The 16,774-nt window shown below is 71.0% G+C and carries 14 protein-coding genes; 7 read left to right on the top strand and 7 right to left on the bottom strand.

Annotated features, from left to right (window positions below):
- Positions 1-87: 87 nt before the first annotated feature.
- The gene (locus V7053_RS05920; protein ID WP_334171342.1) at positions 88-597 is read left to right on the top strand and encodes a metallopeptidase family protein; all 510 of its coding nucleotides are present in this window, start codon (positions 88-90) and stop codon (positions 595-597) included.
- Between the two features lie 71 nt (positions 598-668).
- On the opposite strand, the gene V7053_RS05915 is transcribed toward V7053_RS05920, so the two are convergent.
- From V7053_RS05915 to V7053_RS05905, 3 genes are read right to left on the bottom strand one after another with little or no spacing between them, the layout of a single operon-like run.
- A complete protein-coding gene (locus V7053_RS05915; RefSeq protein ID WP_334171341.1) occupies positions 669-2,264 on the bottom strand; it encodes a DUF5719 family protein in 1,596 nt (531 codons plus the stop codon).
- Complete coding sequence (locus tag V7053_RS05910) at positions 2,248-5,796, bottom strand: glycosyltransferase family 2 protein (protein WP_334171340.1); 3,549 nt, start codon at positions 5,794-5,796, stop codon at positions 2,248-2,250. The genes V7053_RS05915 and V7053_RS05910 overlap by 17 nt, the downstream gene beginning before the upstream one ends.
- Positions 5,797-5,807: 11 nt before the next feature.
- Positions 5,808-6,437, bottom strand: a complete 630-nt coding sequence (locus V7053_RS05905) for a WhiB family transcriptional regulator (protein ID WP_334171339.1) — start codon at positions 6,435-6,437, stop codon at positions 5,808-5,810.
- A gap of 256 nt (positions 6,438-6,693) precedes the next feature.
- Here V7053_RS05905 and V7053_RS05900 point away from each other — a divergent pair, with 256 nt between their 5' ends.
- Entirely contained in the window at positions 6,694-7,386 is a 693-nt protein-coding gene (locus tag V7053_RS05900; protein WP_334171338.1) for a TIGR03089 family protein, read from the top strand.
- A gap of 142 nt (positions 7,387-7,528) precedes the next feature.
- Here the strand turns inward: V7053_RS05900 and V7053_RS05895 are convergent, their stop codons facing one another.
- Positions 7,529-8,104 (bottom strand): GtrA family protein, encoded by a 576-nt coding sequence (locus V7053_RS05895; RefSeq protein WP_334171337.1) that lies wholly within the window; start codon positions 8,102-8,104, stop codon positions 7,529-7,531.
- Between the two features lie 226 nt (positions 8,105-8,330).
- On the opposite strand from V7053_RS05895, the gene V7053_RS05890 reads away from it, so the two are divergent.
- From V7053_RS05890 to manA, 4 genes are read left to right on the top strand one after another with little or no spacing between them, the layout of a single operon-like run.
- Positions 8,331-9,524: a 5-(carboxyamino)imidazole ribonucleotide synthase gene (locus V7053_RS05890; protein WP_334171336.1), complete on the top strand. Its 1,194-nt coding sequence runs from the start codon at positions 8,331-8,333 to the stop codon at positions 9,522-9,524.
- Positions 9,521-10,108 (top strand): 5-(carboxyamino)imidazole ribonucleotide mutase, encoded by a 588-nt coding sequence (gene purE / locus V7053_RS05885; protein WP_334171335.1) that lies wholly within the window; start codon positions 9,521-9,523, stop codon positions 10,106-10,108. The genes V7053_RS05890 and purE overlap by 4 nt, the downstream gene beginning before the upstream one ends.
- A gap of 8 nt (positions 10,109-10,116) precedes the next feature.
- A complete protein-coding gene (locus V7053_RS05880) occupies positions 10,117-11,724 on the top strand; it encodes an LCP family protein (protein WP_334171334.1) in 1,608 nt (535 codons plus the stop codon).
- A gap of 32 nt (positions 11,725-11,756) precedes the next feature.
- Complete coding sequence (manA, locus tag V7053_RS05875) at positions 11,757-13,046, top strand: mannose-6-phosphate isomerase, class I (protein WP_334171333.1); 1,290 nt, start codon at positions 11,757-11,759, stop codon at positions 13,044-13,046.
- Here manA and V7053_RS05870 read toward each other — a convergent pair.
- The 3 genes from V7053_RS05870 to glpX all read right to left on the bottom strand — a co-directional run bounded on the left by V7053_RS05870 (position 13,043) and on the right by glpX (position 16,007).
- Positions 13,043-13,702 (bottom strand): trimeric intracellular cation channel family protein, encoded by a 660-nt coding sequence (locus V7053_RS05870; protein WP_334171332.1) that lies wholly within the window; start codon positions 13,700-13,702, stop codon positions 13,043-13,045. The genes manA and V7053_RS05870 overlap by 4 nt on opposite strands.
- 13 nt (positions 13,703-13,715) lie before the next feature.
- Entirely contained in the window at positions 13,716-14,831 is a 1,116-nt protein-coding gene (locus V7053_RS05865) for a lipid II:glycine glycyltransferase FemX (RefSeq protein WP_334171331.1), read from the bottom strand.
- Between the two features lie 138 nt (positions 14,832-14,969).
- Positions 14,970-16,007 carry a class II fructose-bisphosphatase gene (glpX, locus tag V7053_RS05860; RefSeq protein WP_334171330.1) on the bottom strand — a complete coding sequence of 346 codons (1,038 nt, stop codon included), beginning with the start codon at positions 16,005-16,007 and terminating at the stop codon, positions 14,970-14,972.
- Positions 16,008-16,153: 146 nt separating this feature from the next.
- On the opposite strand from glpX, the gene V7053_RS05855 reads away from it, so the two are divergent.
- Positions 16,154-16,756, top strand: a complete 603-nt coding sequence (locus V7053_RS05855; RefSeq protein ID WP_334171329.1) for a DUF4245 domain-containing protein — start codon at positions 16,154-16,156, stop codon at positions 16,754-16,756.
- Positions 16,757-16,774 lie beyond the last annotated feature (18 nt).

Here is a 16,774-nt window from a genome sequence, read left to right as displayed (position 1 = left end):
TGCCATCGGTTACCCGACGGCTGCCAACGGTCGGCCGAAGGCTGGCATCGGTTAGCGCCGCGCAGGGGGCGGGTCTACAGTCGATACATGCAGGATCGTTCCACGCCGGGCCCCTCAGGCCTGAGCATCCGCCCTCTCCCGCCCGCCGGCGAACAGGGCGCGGGCCAACGCCGTGGATTCCGCGAACGCCGCCGCAACCGGCACGGCCGCGGACTGCGCGGGGAGATCATGCCCGCGATCCTGCCCGGAAGCCGCACCCGAGGCGAGCGTTTCGAGGACTGGGTGCTCGACTCGGCCGACCGTCTCCAGGAGCTGCGAGGCAGCGAGCTCGACAACGTCGAGTACGTCGTCGAGGAGATTCCGCCCGGTCTCGAGAAGATCCTCCGCGACGGCGGCCGCGTCCCGCAGGGGAACGTTTCGCGCGCCGCGAGGGGCCGTCCCGCCCGCATCACGATCTATCGCCGCGTGGTCGAGACGGAGGCACCGTCGGCCGGCGAGGCCCAGGATCTCGTCCACGACGTCGTCGTCGAGTACACCGCGGCGCTCCTCAACGTGGAGCCCGAGTCGCTCGACCCGTACTACCGAGGCTACCGCTGACCTGATCGGCCAAGGCGGTGACGTTGGGTGCCCCGACCGGGCCCCGGTAAACCGGATCGGCAACCAGCGCCTCAGTAACCGAGCGTGACGGGGATGGACTCTCTCCCCCCAGCCGCGGGCAGGATTGACGCGACGGCGATCCCGTTGCCCTGGTTGGATTCGAGCAGCAGGGATCCGTAGGCCGGGTCGCCCGACGACGAGACGGCGTACGCGACCGTCTTCGCGCCGTCGACGGTGTCCGGCACCTGGAGCGTTGCCGTGGTGCCGCCGGCGATATCAAGGGCCACCGGGGCGTGCAGCTTGCCGTCGTCGCTGATCGGGGTCGCGGTCACGTGAGCCCGCCCGTCCGGTACGCCGAAGACGAGGGTTCGCTTGCCCGTCTCGCCCACCGGGACCACGTGCCCGTCGCCGAGGCGGGGCTGCGCCCCCGAAACCGCGAAGTCGAGGGGATCCGTGGAGCTGGTTCCCTTCACCATCCGGACGCTCGCCGTGAACGAGACGTCGGAAGCCGCCGAGACCGAGTACTTCCCCGCGGGGAGGCCCGCGAGAGGGATCTCAGTCACCGCTCCCGCCTTTGCCGTGAACACCGCGCCGGCTGGCAACGTGACCGGCCCGTTCTGCCCGAAGACTCGGATCTGGACGACGGCGTTCGCTGCCCCGGGCACTGTGACCTGAAGCGCCGCGGTGGCGTCGTCGAAGCCGTCCTGGGACGAGAGGTTGCGTGACGCGACCGGGTCCTGAAGCTCGACTGCGGTCACGACGCCGCGCGTCGACGGGGCCGCGACCGGCGTGAGGAAGTCCACGCCGCCCGGAGTGAGCCCTCGGAGAGTGCTCTGCTGGATGACCGCCGCGACGGGGCCGCCGGAGCTGCGGACATGGACCGAGACGTTGCGCTGCCCGGGTTCGAAGCCCCCGAGGACGAACGACTTCGTGCTACCCGGCGGTATCTGGATCCCTCGGCTGCCGGCTGGCGGCTGGCCGAGCGGCTGGTCCCCGAAGAAGTCGAGATTGACCGTCGCCGGCGTCGTCGTCGGATTCGTGAGGTAGAGGACCGACGTGCGGCCCACGAGGGTGCTCGCACCCGCGAGCCAGAGGTCGTTGGACGGCGAGGTACACGGTCCGGCTGCGAGACCGCGAAGGTCCCCATCGGTCGCGCTGTAGCGGAAGAGCGCCGCGGCCGACGACGGGCGGCCTTCGAGCGCTGCCGTCGAAAGGAGCGCGGGAGAAGTCGTCGCACGAGTCGCGATCGCGGCGGGCGCGGACGACGGCGGCGCAGCCGGAGCCTTCTGCCCGTCGCTGACCTTCTGGAGGACGGATCCGTCCACGCCGTTGATCGAGCTCGCGGGGAGGGCGCCCGAGGGCTCGCCGAGCACGGCGGCCGTGAGCAGGCTCGACGCAGTGGTGCTCGCTGGGCTGAATTGCGGATCGCCCTGAACGGGCGTTCCCTGCAGGAGCTCGGCGGGACCCGGGCACACGCCGACAGTCTGACCGACCGGAACATCGACCGAGGGAGCCGTCCCAGAGCGGAGCCCCGCAGGTTCGGGCACGGCGCTCGCCGCGACCACGAGGCAGCCGCCCGCGCCGAGGACGACCACGCCAGCGGCGACCCCGAGGGCCCGGCGCAGACGGCGTCTCGTTCGGATGCTCGCCTTAGACTCGCGCGTCATCTGTATCCCTTGCTGTCTGGTCACGGCGGGAGCCCTGGTGGTCCGACTCATCCTGCGGGCCGTCTCTATGCCGCGCCTCGGGAGCCGGCTCCGGAATCGGCTGCGCGCCCTCGGCATCGGTTGCGGGCTCGGTCGGGGGCTCGGCTTCGGCCCCATCCCCAGGGTTCACCTCGCCCCTGTCCGTCGCACGGCCGCGTCCATCGGTGCCGCCGGAAGGTCCCCCGCGCCGGGAGGACCCGCCCCGTCCAGGGGTGCCGCCACTCCCCCGGCTGCCCGCAGTCCGGCGCCGAGGCGCGGGCCGGGTCGGGATCGCCGTCAGCGCTGCGATGGCGAGGACGACGGCGGTCAGCAGGCCGAGCGGGAAGGCCAAGGGCTGGTCGTACCGGACTTCGAGTTGGCCGCCCGACGCGGGCAGCGTGAACGCTTGGGCCCAGCGCTGTGTTGTCGAGGTGAGACGGTGGCCGTCGACCCACGCCGACCAGTGCGCATCGCTGCGCTCCGCCAGGACGAGCAGCCGGCCCTCGGGCCCCGCGGGCACCGACGTCCGAACCTCCTCAGATCCAGCGTCGACGGTGCCGACCACGTCGCCCTTCACGTCGACGATGCTCGCCCGATGGGCGATCGCCGTGTCCTTGTCCGCGAGCTGGCCCGGCGGCGAAACGCGCCAGAGCCAGCCCACGTCGGTCTGTCCGACGGCCACGAGCCCGGGAACGGCGTCCATCTGGGACGCAGTCACGGCATCTGCGGCGTCGCGCTGCTGGAGGACAACGAAGCCGACGCCGAGGGCCTCGAGGTCCGGTCGCGGGTCCACGGCCGAGGAGCTCGAGACCGTGGCGACTGCGCGACGGACCGCGGCGTCGGCGGCGTCGTCCGGGGCGATGGACGGCGACATGAGGCTCCCGCTCACCCGGCTCGAGGAGGCGACGGCCGTCAGCGCGTCGAGTGTAGTCCCCGAGCCGCGCATGAGCGCGGCAGCGAAGCCCCCCTGCGCCGTGCTGCGCAGCACGAGCGTCTTCGTCTGTTCGACGCCGAGCCCGAGATCACTCGCGGTAGCCGGAAGCGTGCGGTTTTGGCTCGACGTGATCTCGAGGGGACTCCCAAGACTTCCCTGGGGCGCCGCAACTGGGGCGATCCCGGCCACTGCCCATCGCGCGAGGCCGAGGGCCGGCCCAGCCACAGCGAGAACGAGCGCCACGACGAGACCGACTGTCCCGAGAACGAGGAGACGGGCGGCTCCCGGCGATTGTGGCTCTCGCGCGTGAGCCGCCTCGCGGCGGTCGAGCACACGGTCCGCCCCCACAACTCCGGCGGCGAGGAGGGCCAGCATGGCCGCCGCGACTGCCGGACCGGCAAAGGGGGGCACGAGGCTGTCCCCCGAAACCGCCACGGGGAAGCGCGAAACGGCCCAAGCGAGTGCGAGCCCGGCAACCGCGACGACACCTGCCGAGCGGGCGATCGCGCCCCGGCGCCCCGGGAGGGCGAGGATGGCCACGACCGCCGCGGCGAGGACAGGGACCCCCACAAGCAGTGCGTCAATGGCGGCCCACGGCATGCCCGCTGGCAGCCAACCCACCCCGCCCAGGGACGCCCTCGCATCGAACGCGACCGGCTGCCCCAGGACGAGCTGCCACGGCGCGGCGGCCGCGTAGCCCGACGGGACTCCCGGATCTGCGATCCACGCGCGCGGATCGTCCGGGGCCGAAGCCCAGACAGGAAGGAAGAGCGCGACCGACGGCGCGAGCATGAACCACAGCGAGCGCGCGCGGCTCCGCAGCCCGAGCGTCAGGACGAAGACGACGACCGCAGCGAGTGCGAGCAGACTCGGCGAGCCCGACGTGACGACGGCGAGCGCGAGGCCGCCCGCCGCTGCCGCCGTCCACGACGGGACGCCGCCGGATCCGGGGCGAGGAGTCCTGTCGAAGCCCACGGTGCCGCGAACCCTCGCCGCTCCCACGGAGCGGATCACACCGAGCGCTGCCCACGGGAGGAAGACGTACGCCACGACGGCGCCGAGCCTCCCTTGCGCGACGGCCTCCTGGAGCGCGGGCGCCGCTGCCCACATCAGGCCAGCGACGATCCGCGGCCAACGGTGCGATGTGAGGGCAGAAGCGAAAGCCCAGCCGCCGACGCCGGAGGCGGCCGGGGCGAGCACGAGCGTCCACACGACGGCGCGGTTGGCGTCCCCGAAACCAAGAACGCCCAGCGCCCAGAGGACAAGCCCGAACGGGTCGCCGTGGCCGGGCTGTCCCGCGCCGAGCTGGGTCCACCACGAGGTGGCGTGCTGCCAGACGGCGCCGAGCTCGGTCGAGACGGGCAGGAGCCCACCGCCGGTGACGGCTTGGGCGCCGAGGAGAGGGATGAGTGCGATGACCGAGCTCGCGAGAGCAAGGACGGCGACGACCACGGCGCCAGTCCCCACCCAGCCGCGCGCCGCGACCGCGAGGGACGCGAAGTCGTGATCGGAGTCGCCCGTCGGTTCGGCGTGCGTGTCGTCGCTGCCCGAGCCGTCGCCGACGACGCGATCGGGGTCAGAGTATTCGAGGAAGGCGCGCCGATGGCTGCGGATCTCCTCGCGGGAGGCACGAACGCCACGTACCGTGCCGCGTGCGACAGCGCGGGTCCGGGCCGCCGACCGCCGCCCCCGCGCGAGTGGCACGATGCCGCCGAGCGCTGCGAAAGCCGCCGCGCAGCGGGCGAGGCCCACCCTCGGTTCCTTGTTCACGAGCGCCGCGATGAGCGACCAGAACCCCGCCACGAAAGCGCCGAGGTAGTGGAGCGGGAGTGACCAGAGGGCGGCGTGCTTGAGCCGTGTGTAGACCTCGGCCCGATGTTCGGCGAATGGCGTCGGGGCGTTCTCGGGGCGGTCTGCGACGTGCTGCATGCGGGCGGCCGGAACCACCACGACCCGGTGCCCGGCGAGGCGTGCGCGCCAACAGAAGTCGACGTCGTCGCCCGTCGAGGGAAGTGCGGGGTCGAACCCGCGGAGGGCGTCCCACACGTCGCGCCGCACGAGCATTCCAGCCGAGTTCACGGCGAACATGTCGCTGCGGTCGTCGTACTGTCCTTGATCCTGCTCGTCGTCGTCGATGAGCGTGAGCCGCTCGGCCCAGCGGCTCGCGAAGAGCCCCACGTCGACGAGCCGCCGCGGCTCGTCCCAGTCGAGCTGCTTGCAGCCGGCGACGGCGACTGCTGGGGCGCGCTCGACGGCGAGGAGGAGTTCTGCCAGCGCGCGCGGTTCGGGGGCCGCGTCGTCGCGGAGGAGCCAGATCCACTCATCAGCTGGGCCCGCGCCGCCCGTGGGACGGGGTACGGCGGCGAGGGCTGCGGCGGCCGCGGCGCCGAAGGCCGCGGGAGCGTCGATGACGGAGGCCGCACCGAGCGAGCGCCGGAGGACGTCCCCGGAGCCGTCGCGCGAGGCGGCGTCGGCTCCGATCAGGACGTCTGCTGGACGCGTCTGGGCGGCGATGGCCGCGAGGGTACGCGGAAGATAGCCGACGCCGTCCTGGGCGACGACGACTGCGGTAACGTGCACGCCGTCCAGGATCAGACCGCCCGCTTGCGCAGGCGGCGGCGCTCGCGTTCCGACAGACCGCCCCAGATGCCGAAGCGCTCGTCGTTGGAGAGCGCATAGTCGAGGCACTCGGCCCGCACCGTGCACGAACCGCAGACCTTCTTTGCGTCGCGGGTCGAGCCGCCCTTCTCGGGGAAGAACGCCTCGGGGTCAGTCTGAGCGCACAGCGCGTCCGCCTGCCACGCGAGCTCGCCTTCGATCGGCGCGGCCGGCTGCAGGAGGGTCACCCACACGGGCTCCGCGGGCCGGGCCATCGGAAGACGGTCCAGCGACTGCCGGTCGGGCGACTGCCGGTCCAGCAACTGCCGGTCGAGCAGCGAGACCACCTCGGCCTCGCGCTCCTCGTCGGGCTCTTCCGCGTCAGCGGCGAGCGCACTGTCCCCGAGACCGCCGTCCCCGAGCACACTCTCTTCGAGAGCATGTTCGGCGAGGAAGGCCGTTGCGGCGTCCTCGAGCGTGGCGGCCGACATCTCGCGATATCGCTCCCCCGCCTCGGGGTCGGCCGGGTCCACGTACCAGTCCGCGGGAATGCCCCGCGGGTGTGCGTACATGGCCTGTGCGGCCTCGATTTCTTCGTTCTGGAAACGCTCCGCCTGTCCCACGGTGCTCCTCCTCGGTGGTCGTCCACGCCTGCCTGCCTGAAAAGGCACCAGACTCCGGGAGGTTCCCGGCTTGGCCCCATCTGCCGGCGCAGTTACTGTCCGGTTCTAATTACACGTGTGTAAGTCGGTCCGGTCAAGCGGGGGGCGGGAATTGTAGCCAGCAAAATTGCTGGGTCCGGGCTTCGCCACGCCCGAGCACGTGGGGTCCGGGGAACCGCGCACAGAGCGATGTCCGAGGTCAGGCCAGAATAGAGCCATGGATTCGACCGTCACGACCATCCTTCATCGCCTCCGTGGAGGCAACTCCTCCGCCCCCAGGCTCACCTGGTACGGCCCGGACGGCGAACGGGTCGAACTCTCGGGGCGGGTGCTCGACAACTGGGCGGCCAAGACGTCCAATCTCCTCGTGGAGGAGTTCGACACCGAACGCGGCACGCGTTTCCGCCTCGACCTTCCACCGCACTGGAAGAGCGCGATCATCGCGCTCGGGGGCTGGCAGGCCGGCGCGGTGCTCGTCGACGGCCCGGCCGACCTCGTGTTCTCGGCCGAGCCGGGCGGGCGGGAAGGCACTGCGTCGGAAGTGCGGATCGTCGTCGCCCTCGGTGCGCTCGATCTCGCCTATCGCGGGGAGCTCGCCGCGGGCGAGGTCGACTACGCGGCACTCGTGCGCCAGTTCGCGGATTCCTTCGAGCCGTTCGACCCGCCCGCAGCGGACGACGACGCGGCGGACCTCCGCGGGGAGCGTCTCACGCAGTCCGGGCTGCTCGAGCGGGTCGCCGAGGCGTTCGAGCCCGGCGCCCGCGTCCTGATCGACGCCGGTCGGCCTCTGCACGAGGTGCTCGCGACGCTGCTGGGGGTGTGGGCGGCCGACGGGTCCGCGGTCCTTCGTCACCCGGATGTCGAGGACAGTCCGAAGCTGCGCGCGACGGAGCGCATCACGGCGGGGTAGGCGAGCCACAGCAAGACGGGCCGGGCGCAGCGGGAGAGGCCCAGTCAGCGGGACAGGCGCGCAACGGGACAGGCCCAGTCAGCGGGACAGGCGCGCAGCGGGACAGGCCCAGGCAGCGGGACAGGCGCGCAGCGGGGAGGCGCTAGGCCTCGCGCTGCTCGGTCCCTCCGCCGGCCGCGCTCCCCTGCGCAGATTCGCTGGCGGCTGCGAGATGCTCCGTCCCGTGGTGCGCCTCGAAGATTTCGTGGTCGACCTCGTAGCCGGGCTCGGAGTCGAGCTCTGCGCTGAAGACCCAGAAACGGTACGCGAAGAAGCGGAAGATGGTGCCGAGAATGAGGCCGACGACGCTGCCCGCGACGAAGATGGAGACCTTGTCGGTCATGAGCAGGACGTACTTCGTGAAGGCAACGCAGCCAGCGGCGATCAGGAGGCCCACGCCGTTCATGACGGCGAAGAGGACTGCCTCCCGGACGACGTTCGCCTGCTTGCGGTGACGGAACGTCCAGTAGCGGTTCGCGACCCACGAGAAGATGCTCGCCACAATCGTCGCGATCGACTTGGCCCACACCTCGCCGCTGTGGAGGGGACCGTTGAGAAGCCAGATGAAGATTGCGGAGTCGACGACGAACGCTAGGCCGCCGACGGCTCCGAACTTCGCCACTTCTCGCCAGAAGAGCGAGACGAGACCGTTCAATCGATCCGAGATGGCGTTGATCATATTCCTCCGAGTCCGTCCACTGCGGCCCCTTGCCTCGGGCCCGTCGTCGGCGGCGGGGACCGGCCATGAAGCCAGCCCTGAAAGCCAGCCCCATGAACCGCAGAAGCTCTAGGAAGATCTGGCCGCGCGACGCTCAGGCATCTATTCTACGCGCGCATCCCGAGCTATCCTCAGCCTGCTCTCAGGCTTCACAGGGAGGGGCGTCCCAGTTCGGTAGGCTGGGCGGGTGAGTTTCCCTGTGATCGGAGTCGTCGGCGGAGGCCAACTGGCCCGCATGATGGCTCCTCCCGCCACTGCCCTCGGGATCGAACTGCGCGTCCTCGCCGAAGCCGAGGACGTCTCAGCAGTCCCGGCCGTCGCGACCGCACCGGTGGGTGACTACCGGAATCTGGACGACCTCCGCGAGTTCGCCCGCGACGTCGACGTGCTCACCTTCGACCATGAGCACGTGCCTACCGAGCATCTCCTGACGCTCATGGCTGAGGGCGTCAACGTCCAACCCGGGCCGGCCGCGCTCGTCCACGCGCAGGACAAGCTGCGCATGCGCGCCGCCGTCGACCGCCTGAGCCTCCCCAACCCGCGCTGGGCCGCGGTCCACCACGTCGACGACCTCGTCGCGTTCGGCGACGAGATCGGCTGGCCGATCGTCCTCAAGACGCCCCGGGGAGGCTACGACGGGAAGGGCGTCCGGGTTCTCGGTTCGTCCGCCGATGCCGCCGCGTCCATCGACTGGTTCGGCACGATGAGCCCGCTTCTTGCGGAGGAAATGGTTCCCTTCTCGCGCGAGCTCTCCGTGCTCATTGCTCGCACTCCGAGCGGCGCGTCCCGCGCATGGCCGGTGGTGCACACGGTTCAGGTCAACGGTGTGTGCGACGAGGTCATCGCCCCGGCGCCGGGCCTCGATCCGGCTGTCGCGCAGGCCGCACAGTCGGCCGCCCTTGCGATCGCGACCGAGCTCGGCGTTACGGGAGTCATGGCGGCCGAGCTCTTCGAAACCCCCGGTCGCGGCGCGGGCTTCCTGGTCAACGAGCTCGCCATGAGGCCCCACAACACGGGCCACTGGACGCAGGACGGTTGCGTCACGAGCCAGTTCGAGCAGCATCTGCGGGCCGTGCTCGACCTCCCACTGGGCGGCACCGGGGTGCTCGGCGAATGGGCCGTCATGAAGAACATCCTGGGCGGCGAAAACGCCGACCTGTACTCTGCCTTCCCCGCAGCGCTCGCCGCCGATTCCGACGCGAAGCTCCACACGTACGGCAAGTCGGTCCGCCCAGGGCGGAAGATCGGCCACGTGAATCTCGTCGGCCGGGAAGGCACTGACCCCGAGGACCTGCGCTCGCGCGCGGCGCGGGTCGCCGCCGTCGTCCGGGACGGCCTGCCGACAGCCGACGATAGCGGCGCCGCGAAGGAGACCCCATGAGCACGCCTGCAACCGCACACCCGCTCGTCGGCCTCGTCATGGGGTCCGACTCGGACTGGAACGTCATGGAGGCGGCGGCCGAGGCCCTCGCGGAGTTCGGCGTGCCGTTCGAGGCCGACGTCGTCTCCGCCCACCGGATGCCGCACGAGATGGTCGCCTACGGCGCCTCCGCACGGGAACGGGGGCTGCGGGTCCTGATCGCGGGCGCCGGCGGCGCCGCGCACCTCCCGGGCATGCTCGCCGCCGTCACGACGCTCCCCGTCATCGGCGTCCCTGTCCCGCTCAAGACGCTCGACGGAATGGACTCGCTCCTCTCCATCGTCCAGATGCCAGCGGGCGTGCCGGTCGCGACCGTCTCGATCGGCGGGGCGCGCAACGCGGGCCTCCTCGCTGTGCGCATCCTCGCTTCGGGGACGGACAGCCTCGCCGAGCGGCTCTCCGGGGACCTCGCCCGCTTCGCCGAGGAACTCAACGCGACGGCGGCGCGCAAGGGCGAATCGCTGCGTCGCAAGGTGGCGGAGGTCTTCGCGCCCCAGGCCACCGCGGGCGCTGCGGCGGAAGCCGCTGCGGGAGAGTCAGGGTAGGAGGCCCGGTGATCCACGGCCAGCAGACCGCCGAAGACGGCGCACCCCCGCGGAGCCGGCTGACCGAACCGCTCAGGCACCCCGAGCAGTCCCCTGAGGGCCTCCGGACCCGCCGAGCCATCGCGCTCCTCGCCCTCACACTCGTGCTGCCCGGGGCGGCGCAACTCGTCGCAGGCAGGCGGGGGCTCGGCCGGCGAGCGGTCGCGGTCACCTGCAGCGTGTGGGGGGCCCTGCTCGTCGCGCTCGTCGTGGGACTCATCAACCGAGGCTTGCTTCTGACGCTCGTCACCGACCCCTTCTCGTCCGCCGTTCTCATCGGGGTCCTCCTCGCGCTCGCGGCCGGATGGGCGTTCCTCTGGGTCGACACGCTCCGCCTCCTCCGAGTCCCGCTGCTTGCACGACGCGTGCGGCCGCTTATCGTCGTCGCCCTCGTCGCGTGCCTTGCTGCTACGAGCGGCACGCTCGCCTACGCCGCGCATCTGGCCAACGTCGCCCGCGGCGCCGTCGGCAGCATCTTCTCCGGCGGCCCGGCCATCGCCGCTGTCGACGGGAGGTACAACTTCCTGGTCATGGGCGGGGATGCCGGCGCCGACCGAACCGGCCGACGGCCAGACAGCCTGTCGGTGCTGAGCGTCGACGCCTCGACCGGGCGCACGGCCCTCATCTCGGTCCCCCGCAATCTGCAGAACGCGCAATTCGCCGAGGGCTCGCCCATGCGCTCGGTGTACCCCGAGGGCTACAACTGCGGAAACGACTGCCTGATCAACGCGATCAACACAGAGGTCACCGAGAAGTACGCAAACCTGTACCCGGGAGTCCGCGACCCTGGGGCTCAGGCCACCATGGAGGCTGTCTCCGGCACCCTCGGAATCGAGGTCCAGGCCTACGTCCTCGTGGACATGGACGGCTTCGCCCAGCTCGTCGACGCGCTCGGCGGGATTCGCGTGGACGCCGGCGGCTGGGTGCCGATGAGCGGGGCCGCCCTCGACGACAACGGCGATCACGCGCAGCCCGTGGGCTGGATCGCACCCGGACCCCAGACCCTCGATGGTTTCCATGCCCTCTGGTACGGACGCTCCCGCGAATTTGCGAGCGACTACGACCGCATCGCGCGCCAGCAGTGCATCCAGCAGGCCATGATCAAGCAGCTCAACCCGGCCACGGTGCTCTCAAAGTTCGAATCGATCGCGAACGCGGGGACAAAGGTCGTCGAATCGAACGTCTCGGCCTCGCAGCTCGGCAGCTTCGTCGACCTCGCCATGAAGGGCAAAGGCCAGCCGGTGAGCCGCCTAGTGATCGGACCCCCTGACTTCGACGCGAGCTTCCCGACGTATCCGAACTTCGACCAGATCCATCAGAGGGTGCAGAGCGTCCTCGCCGCCAACTCCTCGCCGAGCCCGAAGGCCGCCGCCGGCGCCTCCGGAGGCACCGCCAGCGCTCCGCCCGTCGCGATCCCCGCGGCGCTCGTGGCGGACCGGCCCGCAAACCAGTACAACACCGTCGGACCGGACGGGGTGCCGGTCAACGCGGCGCGGCTCGACGATCTGTTCAAGACCGGGCAGAACCAGACCCTCGATGCCATCATGGCTGGGAATGGTCAGTGCACTCCCCTCTAGGGGACCTACCTGAGAGGCAGCCAGAGCAGCCAATGCACCTCCTGCTGAACACCCTCCGCCCCTACGCTTGGGGCTCGACCACGGCCATCGCGGAACTCACAGGGCGTGCGCCCTCTGGAGGGCCCGAGGCCGAACTGTGGATCGGCGCGCATCCGGACTCGCCGTCCCGAGTCGTGGGCGAGGGCGTTGGGTCCTCCCGCTCGGGGGATCAAGTCGCCGAGGGCGCCGGTCTCGACGAGCTCATATCGCGCGATCCCGAGGCCGCGTTGGGGGCGGAGAGCGTCGCCGCCTTCGGCCCGCGGCTGCCGTTCCTCCTCAAGATCCTCGCCGCGGAGCGCCCGCTCTCACTGCAGGTCCACCCGACTCTCGAACAGGCCCGGGCGGGCTTCGCGGCGGAGGAGGCGGCCGGCGTCGACCGCGGGGCACCGCACCGCAACTACAAGGACGACAACCACAAGCCCGAGATGATCTTCGCGCTCAGCCGCTTCGAAGCGCTGTGCGGGTTCCGCGCTCCGGCGGACGCGGCAGCCCGCTTCGAGGTGCTCACCGCCCTGCTCGCCGGGCAGGACGCGGCAGAGGTCACGGAGCAGGTCGCGGAGCTCCTTCGTGGCCCAGATGAGGGCGAGGCGCTGCGGGACGCCTTCGCGCGCCTCATCGCGGGAGGCCAGCAGGTCCGCTCCGCGGTCCAGGCCGCGGCTGCGGCCGTCGAGGGCTCAGGAACGGACGACGCCGGCCTCCTCACCGTTGCGGCTCTCGCCCGGGAGTACCCCGAGGACCCCGGCGTACTCGTCTCGCTCCTGCTCAACCGGGTCACCCTCGAACCCGGAGAGGCGCTCGCCCTCGGTGCCGGGAATGTCCACGCCTACCTGTCCGGGCTCGGGATCGAGGTCATGGCGTCCTCGGACAACGTGTTGCGCGGCGGGCTCACCCCCAAACACGTCGACGTCGCCGAGCTCCTCGGCACCGTGGCCTTCGCGTCCCTTCCCGTCCCCCTCGTCCGAGCAGACGAGTCCGCGCTCGGCCAAGAGCTCTACCGCCCGGGTTTCGCCGAGTTCCAGCTCCAGCGCATCCACGTCCCGGCTTGGGAGGCCGGGCTCGACGCGCCGCGGCCGGAGCCAGTGCCCGTCGCGCAGGCGGGCGCCGCCGTCGTCCTCGTCGTCGCCGGCTCGCTCACGCTCGACACGCCCAAAGGCGATCTCGTCGTCTCGCGCGGCGAGGCCGCCTTCGTGCCCGAGGTGGAGGCTCCCGCCCTCGCACACGCCGGCGACGGCGGTGTGCTCGCGTTCGCTGTCACGACAGGGCTCGGCACGAAGCTCGGCTAGCGGTCCTCGCGCCCCGACCTGCGGTTCGGGCGTCGGAGGTCGTCCGGCGCGGGGAGCACCCATCCTCGCCACCGGGCGAGGATGCTGATGGCCGACGTCGAGACGATCGAGACCGCCATGCCCCACGTCGAATGCCCGAGGCTCACGAGCGCGGTCATCTCGACGCTCCCTACGAGCGCCCCGGTCGCGTAGAGGGTGTTGCCGCCGAAGATCACGGGCAGGCGGCCGATCACGATGTCGCGGATCATGCCGCCGCCCACGGCCGTCAGGACGCCGAGCAGGATCGCCGGGAGCCAGCCGAGCCCAGCTCCGAGGGCCTTCGCCGCACCGGTCGCGGCCCAGCAGCCGAGGGCGAGCGAGTCCGCGAAGAGGAGTCCGCGGCGGGCGAATCGGCCCTTGAGGGGCAGCGCGAACGCGATCGCGGCGCCCGCGATGGCGAAGACGAGGTAGGCCGAGTTCGTGAACGCGACCGGGAAGCCCACCTGCAGGAGAGTGTCCCGGAGAAGCCCCCCGCCCAGCCCCGAAACGATGCCCAGGACCACGAACCCCACCGGGTCGAGCTTGAGCTCCCGCGCCACCGCTCCCCCGAGGATCGCGTTCGCCAGCACGCCAGTGAGATCGACGGCGTCGAAGAGCGGGCCCGGGCCGATGTCCACGTTCGCCCCGGGTCTACCGGCCGACGAGCTGCTTGACCCAGCCCGCGGCTCCGCTGGCCCGGGCCCCAAGGGCCCTCGCCCGGCGAACGGCACCCCTCGCCTGCCCGGCCGCCCCCTTCGCCGCCGACCGGCCCTTCTGCAGCGTCCGGCGCGCGAGCGGCATGCCCTTCGCATACACGGGGTAGAGGGGCGATAGCGGCAGCTCCCAGGTCCCGGCGAGCAGGTTCTCGTGCGGCGCGAACTGCTTCTTGAAATCGGAGATGCCGTCGTTGAGGAGGCCATTGAGGTCGTAGCGCGTGCAGCCGTCGGCCTTCATCTCGGTGAAGGCGGCCCACTTGACACCGTAGTTCGCCCGCGCCTTCTGGCCCGCCGCCGTCACACCGCCGTACAGCTCGAACGCCGTCCCCGCGCTCCTGGCGATCCACACGAACGCGACCGGCTCGCCGTCGTCGAACGCCGCGACGATCGGCGAGTCCTCCCCGAGGAAGCGCCAAATGTCGCGGTAGTAGGCGTCCGAGTGGATGCCAAAGCCGGCACGGCTGGCCGTCTCGTGGTAGATGGCCAGGATCTTCTCGAGTTCCTCCTCGCCGGCGACCCGGCGGAACTTGAGATCGCTCTTGAGGTTCTTCCGGACATTCGACCGCGTCGTGCGGGACATGGCCGCCATGAGGTCGTCCTCGCTCTGGGTGAGATCGAGGATGAGGGTCCGCGGGATGAGGATCGTGCCTTCGGTCTTGCGGAACCCCCCGGCAGCGAGGCGCTGCTCCCCCACCGAGCCCGCGTCCCAGTCAGGCTCGGCGACGAGCGCGACCGAACCGCGGCTCTCGCGGACATGACGGGCGACGGCGTCGACCACCTTCGCGGCGTCCTCCGGCGAACACACGGGGCCGCGCGAGAGGTAGGCGAGCGACTTCAGCGGCCAGGGGAGCGCGCGGTACAGCACCTGCGCACCGCCGAGCGTCGTGTCGCCATCGGCCACAGCGAGCCGCTCGACCTCCCAATGATGCGCGGCTTTGACTTCGCCCCAGCCCCACAATTGCAGTGGATGCCCGGCGTGCTCGTTCACGAGGTCGTCCCAGACGCCTCGATCGGTGCAGGCACTGACGGTCAGGCTAGGCGCGGGGGTCATGATCCTCCTGTGGTGGGGCAACGCTAAGGCCGCGGGCCAGTCTAGCGGCGAAGCACCGGGCGCCCTGCCCTGGGGCTGGCATGCTGCCCTGGGGCCTGGCATGCTGCCCTGAGGCGGGGAACCGTGCCCAGAGGCCGTTCAGGCCTGGCGGGCCCAGGGCTCCCACTTGCTCGCGAGGTGCTCCGCCTCGACGAACCGGACGGTCCCCGACTTCGAGCGCATGACGATCGACTGGGTCTTGACGCGGTCCTTCTCGTACCGGACGCCCTTGAGGAGGTCCCCATCCGTGATCCCGGTCGCAGCGAAGTAGCAGTTGTCGCTCGTCACGAGGTCGTTCGTGGTGAGCACGCGCTCGAGGTCGTGGCCCGCGTCGAGCGCCTTCTGCTTCTCCTCGTCGCTCGTGGGCCACAGGCGCCCCTGGATGACGCCGCCCAGCGACTTGATGGCGCACGCCGCGACGATGCCCTCCGGAGTGCCACCGATGCCCATGAGCGCATCCACGCCAGTGCCCGACCGGGCTGCCGCGATCGCTCCAGCCACGTCGCCGTCCATGATGAACTTGGTCCGGGCGCCCGCCGCCCGGATCTCCTCGACGAGAGGCTTGTGGCGGTCGCGGTCCAGGATGCACACGTTGATCTGGTTGACCTTGACGCCCTTCGCCTTCGCGATGAGGTGAAGGTTCTGCTTGACCGGAAGACGGAGGTCCACGAGATCCGCGGCCTCGGGGCCGGTCACGAGCTTCTCCATGTAGAAGACGGCGGACGGATCGAACATCGTGCCGCGCTCGGCCACAGCGAGCACCGCGAGGGCGTTGTTGATCCCGAGGGCCGTGAGGCGCGTGCCGTCGATCGGGTCGACCGCGACGTCGACCTCGGGGCCGGTGCCGTCGCCGACTCGCTCGCCGTTGTAGAGCATGGGAGCCTCGTCCTTCTCCCCCTCGCCGATGACTACCACGCCGTTGAAGTGGACCGTGTGGAGGAACGAGCGCATGGCGTCGACGGCAGCGCCGTCGGCACGGTTCTTGTCGCCCATCCCGACCCAATGGCCACCGGCGATGGCGGCGGCCTCGGTGACGCGGACGAGCTCGAGGGCAAGGTTGCGGTCCGGCTCGTCGGCTCCGAGGGTGAGAGAGCTGGAAAGGGTCGAGTACTGGCTGTCGATCGGCGCAGGGGACACGGTGACCTCTTCTTCGAGTCGGATTTGCTTTTGATCATAGTCTGCGGGGAGGTCGGAGTCCCCTGCGATGACGGCGGTCACATGGGTCGAGATATGACGCCGGAACGTGGGACAGGGGTGCGTTCGGCATGCGGGACAATGGATGGGTGAGCAGCACGCACGAAGGCGCCCAGCCCGAGACCGACAGGCCGACCGTCAAGCCCGTCCTGAGCCCGGCCGCGGCCAAACGCGCCAACGCCTCGGTCATCGGCATGATCATGGCCCTCGCCGTCTCCCTGCTCGCCATCGTCCCGGTCATGCTCCTCAGCGCGAACTCGGGGGCCCAGGTCCAACGGCCCGCCATCGACGTCTCTGCTGTCGCCGCGGAAGCGAAAGGCGTAGCGGGCTTCTCCCCCGCAGCGCCGGCTCTGCCGGCCGGCTATTCCCCGAATTATGCTCGCTGGGTATCCGGCTCGTCCGACGGCGTCAACCACTGGGACGTCGGCTGGGTCACCCCCCGGCAGCAGTTCGTGTCGATCGAGCAGACCGCCATGGCCAACCCGACGTGGATCACGCAGCAGGTCAACGAGGCGCCGATTACTGGAACCCGGAGCGCCGGAGGGATCGACTGGACGCTCTATGACAAGCCCGGCGTCGAAAAGAGCTACGTCGGCAAGGTCGGCAAGACGACCGTCATCGTGAGCGGCTCGGCGGGCTTCCCGGAATTCGACGTCGTCGCTGCCGCGGTCGCGGCAACTGGGGGCCGGTAGGCCGGCTGTGGGCGCGCC

The organism is Sinomonas sp., assembly GCF_036848755.1.
Classification (GTDB): Bacteria; Actinomycetota; Actinomycetes; order Actinomycetales; family Micrococcaceae; genus Sinomonas.
Note: the sequence above shows the minus strand (reverse complement) of the source record. Positions and strands in the feature narration are given on the sequence as shown.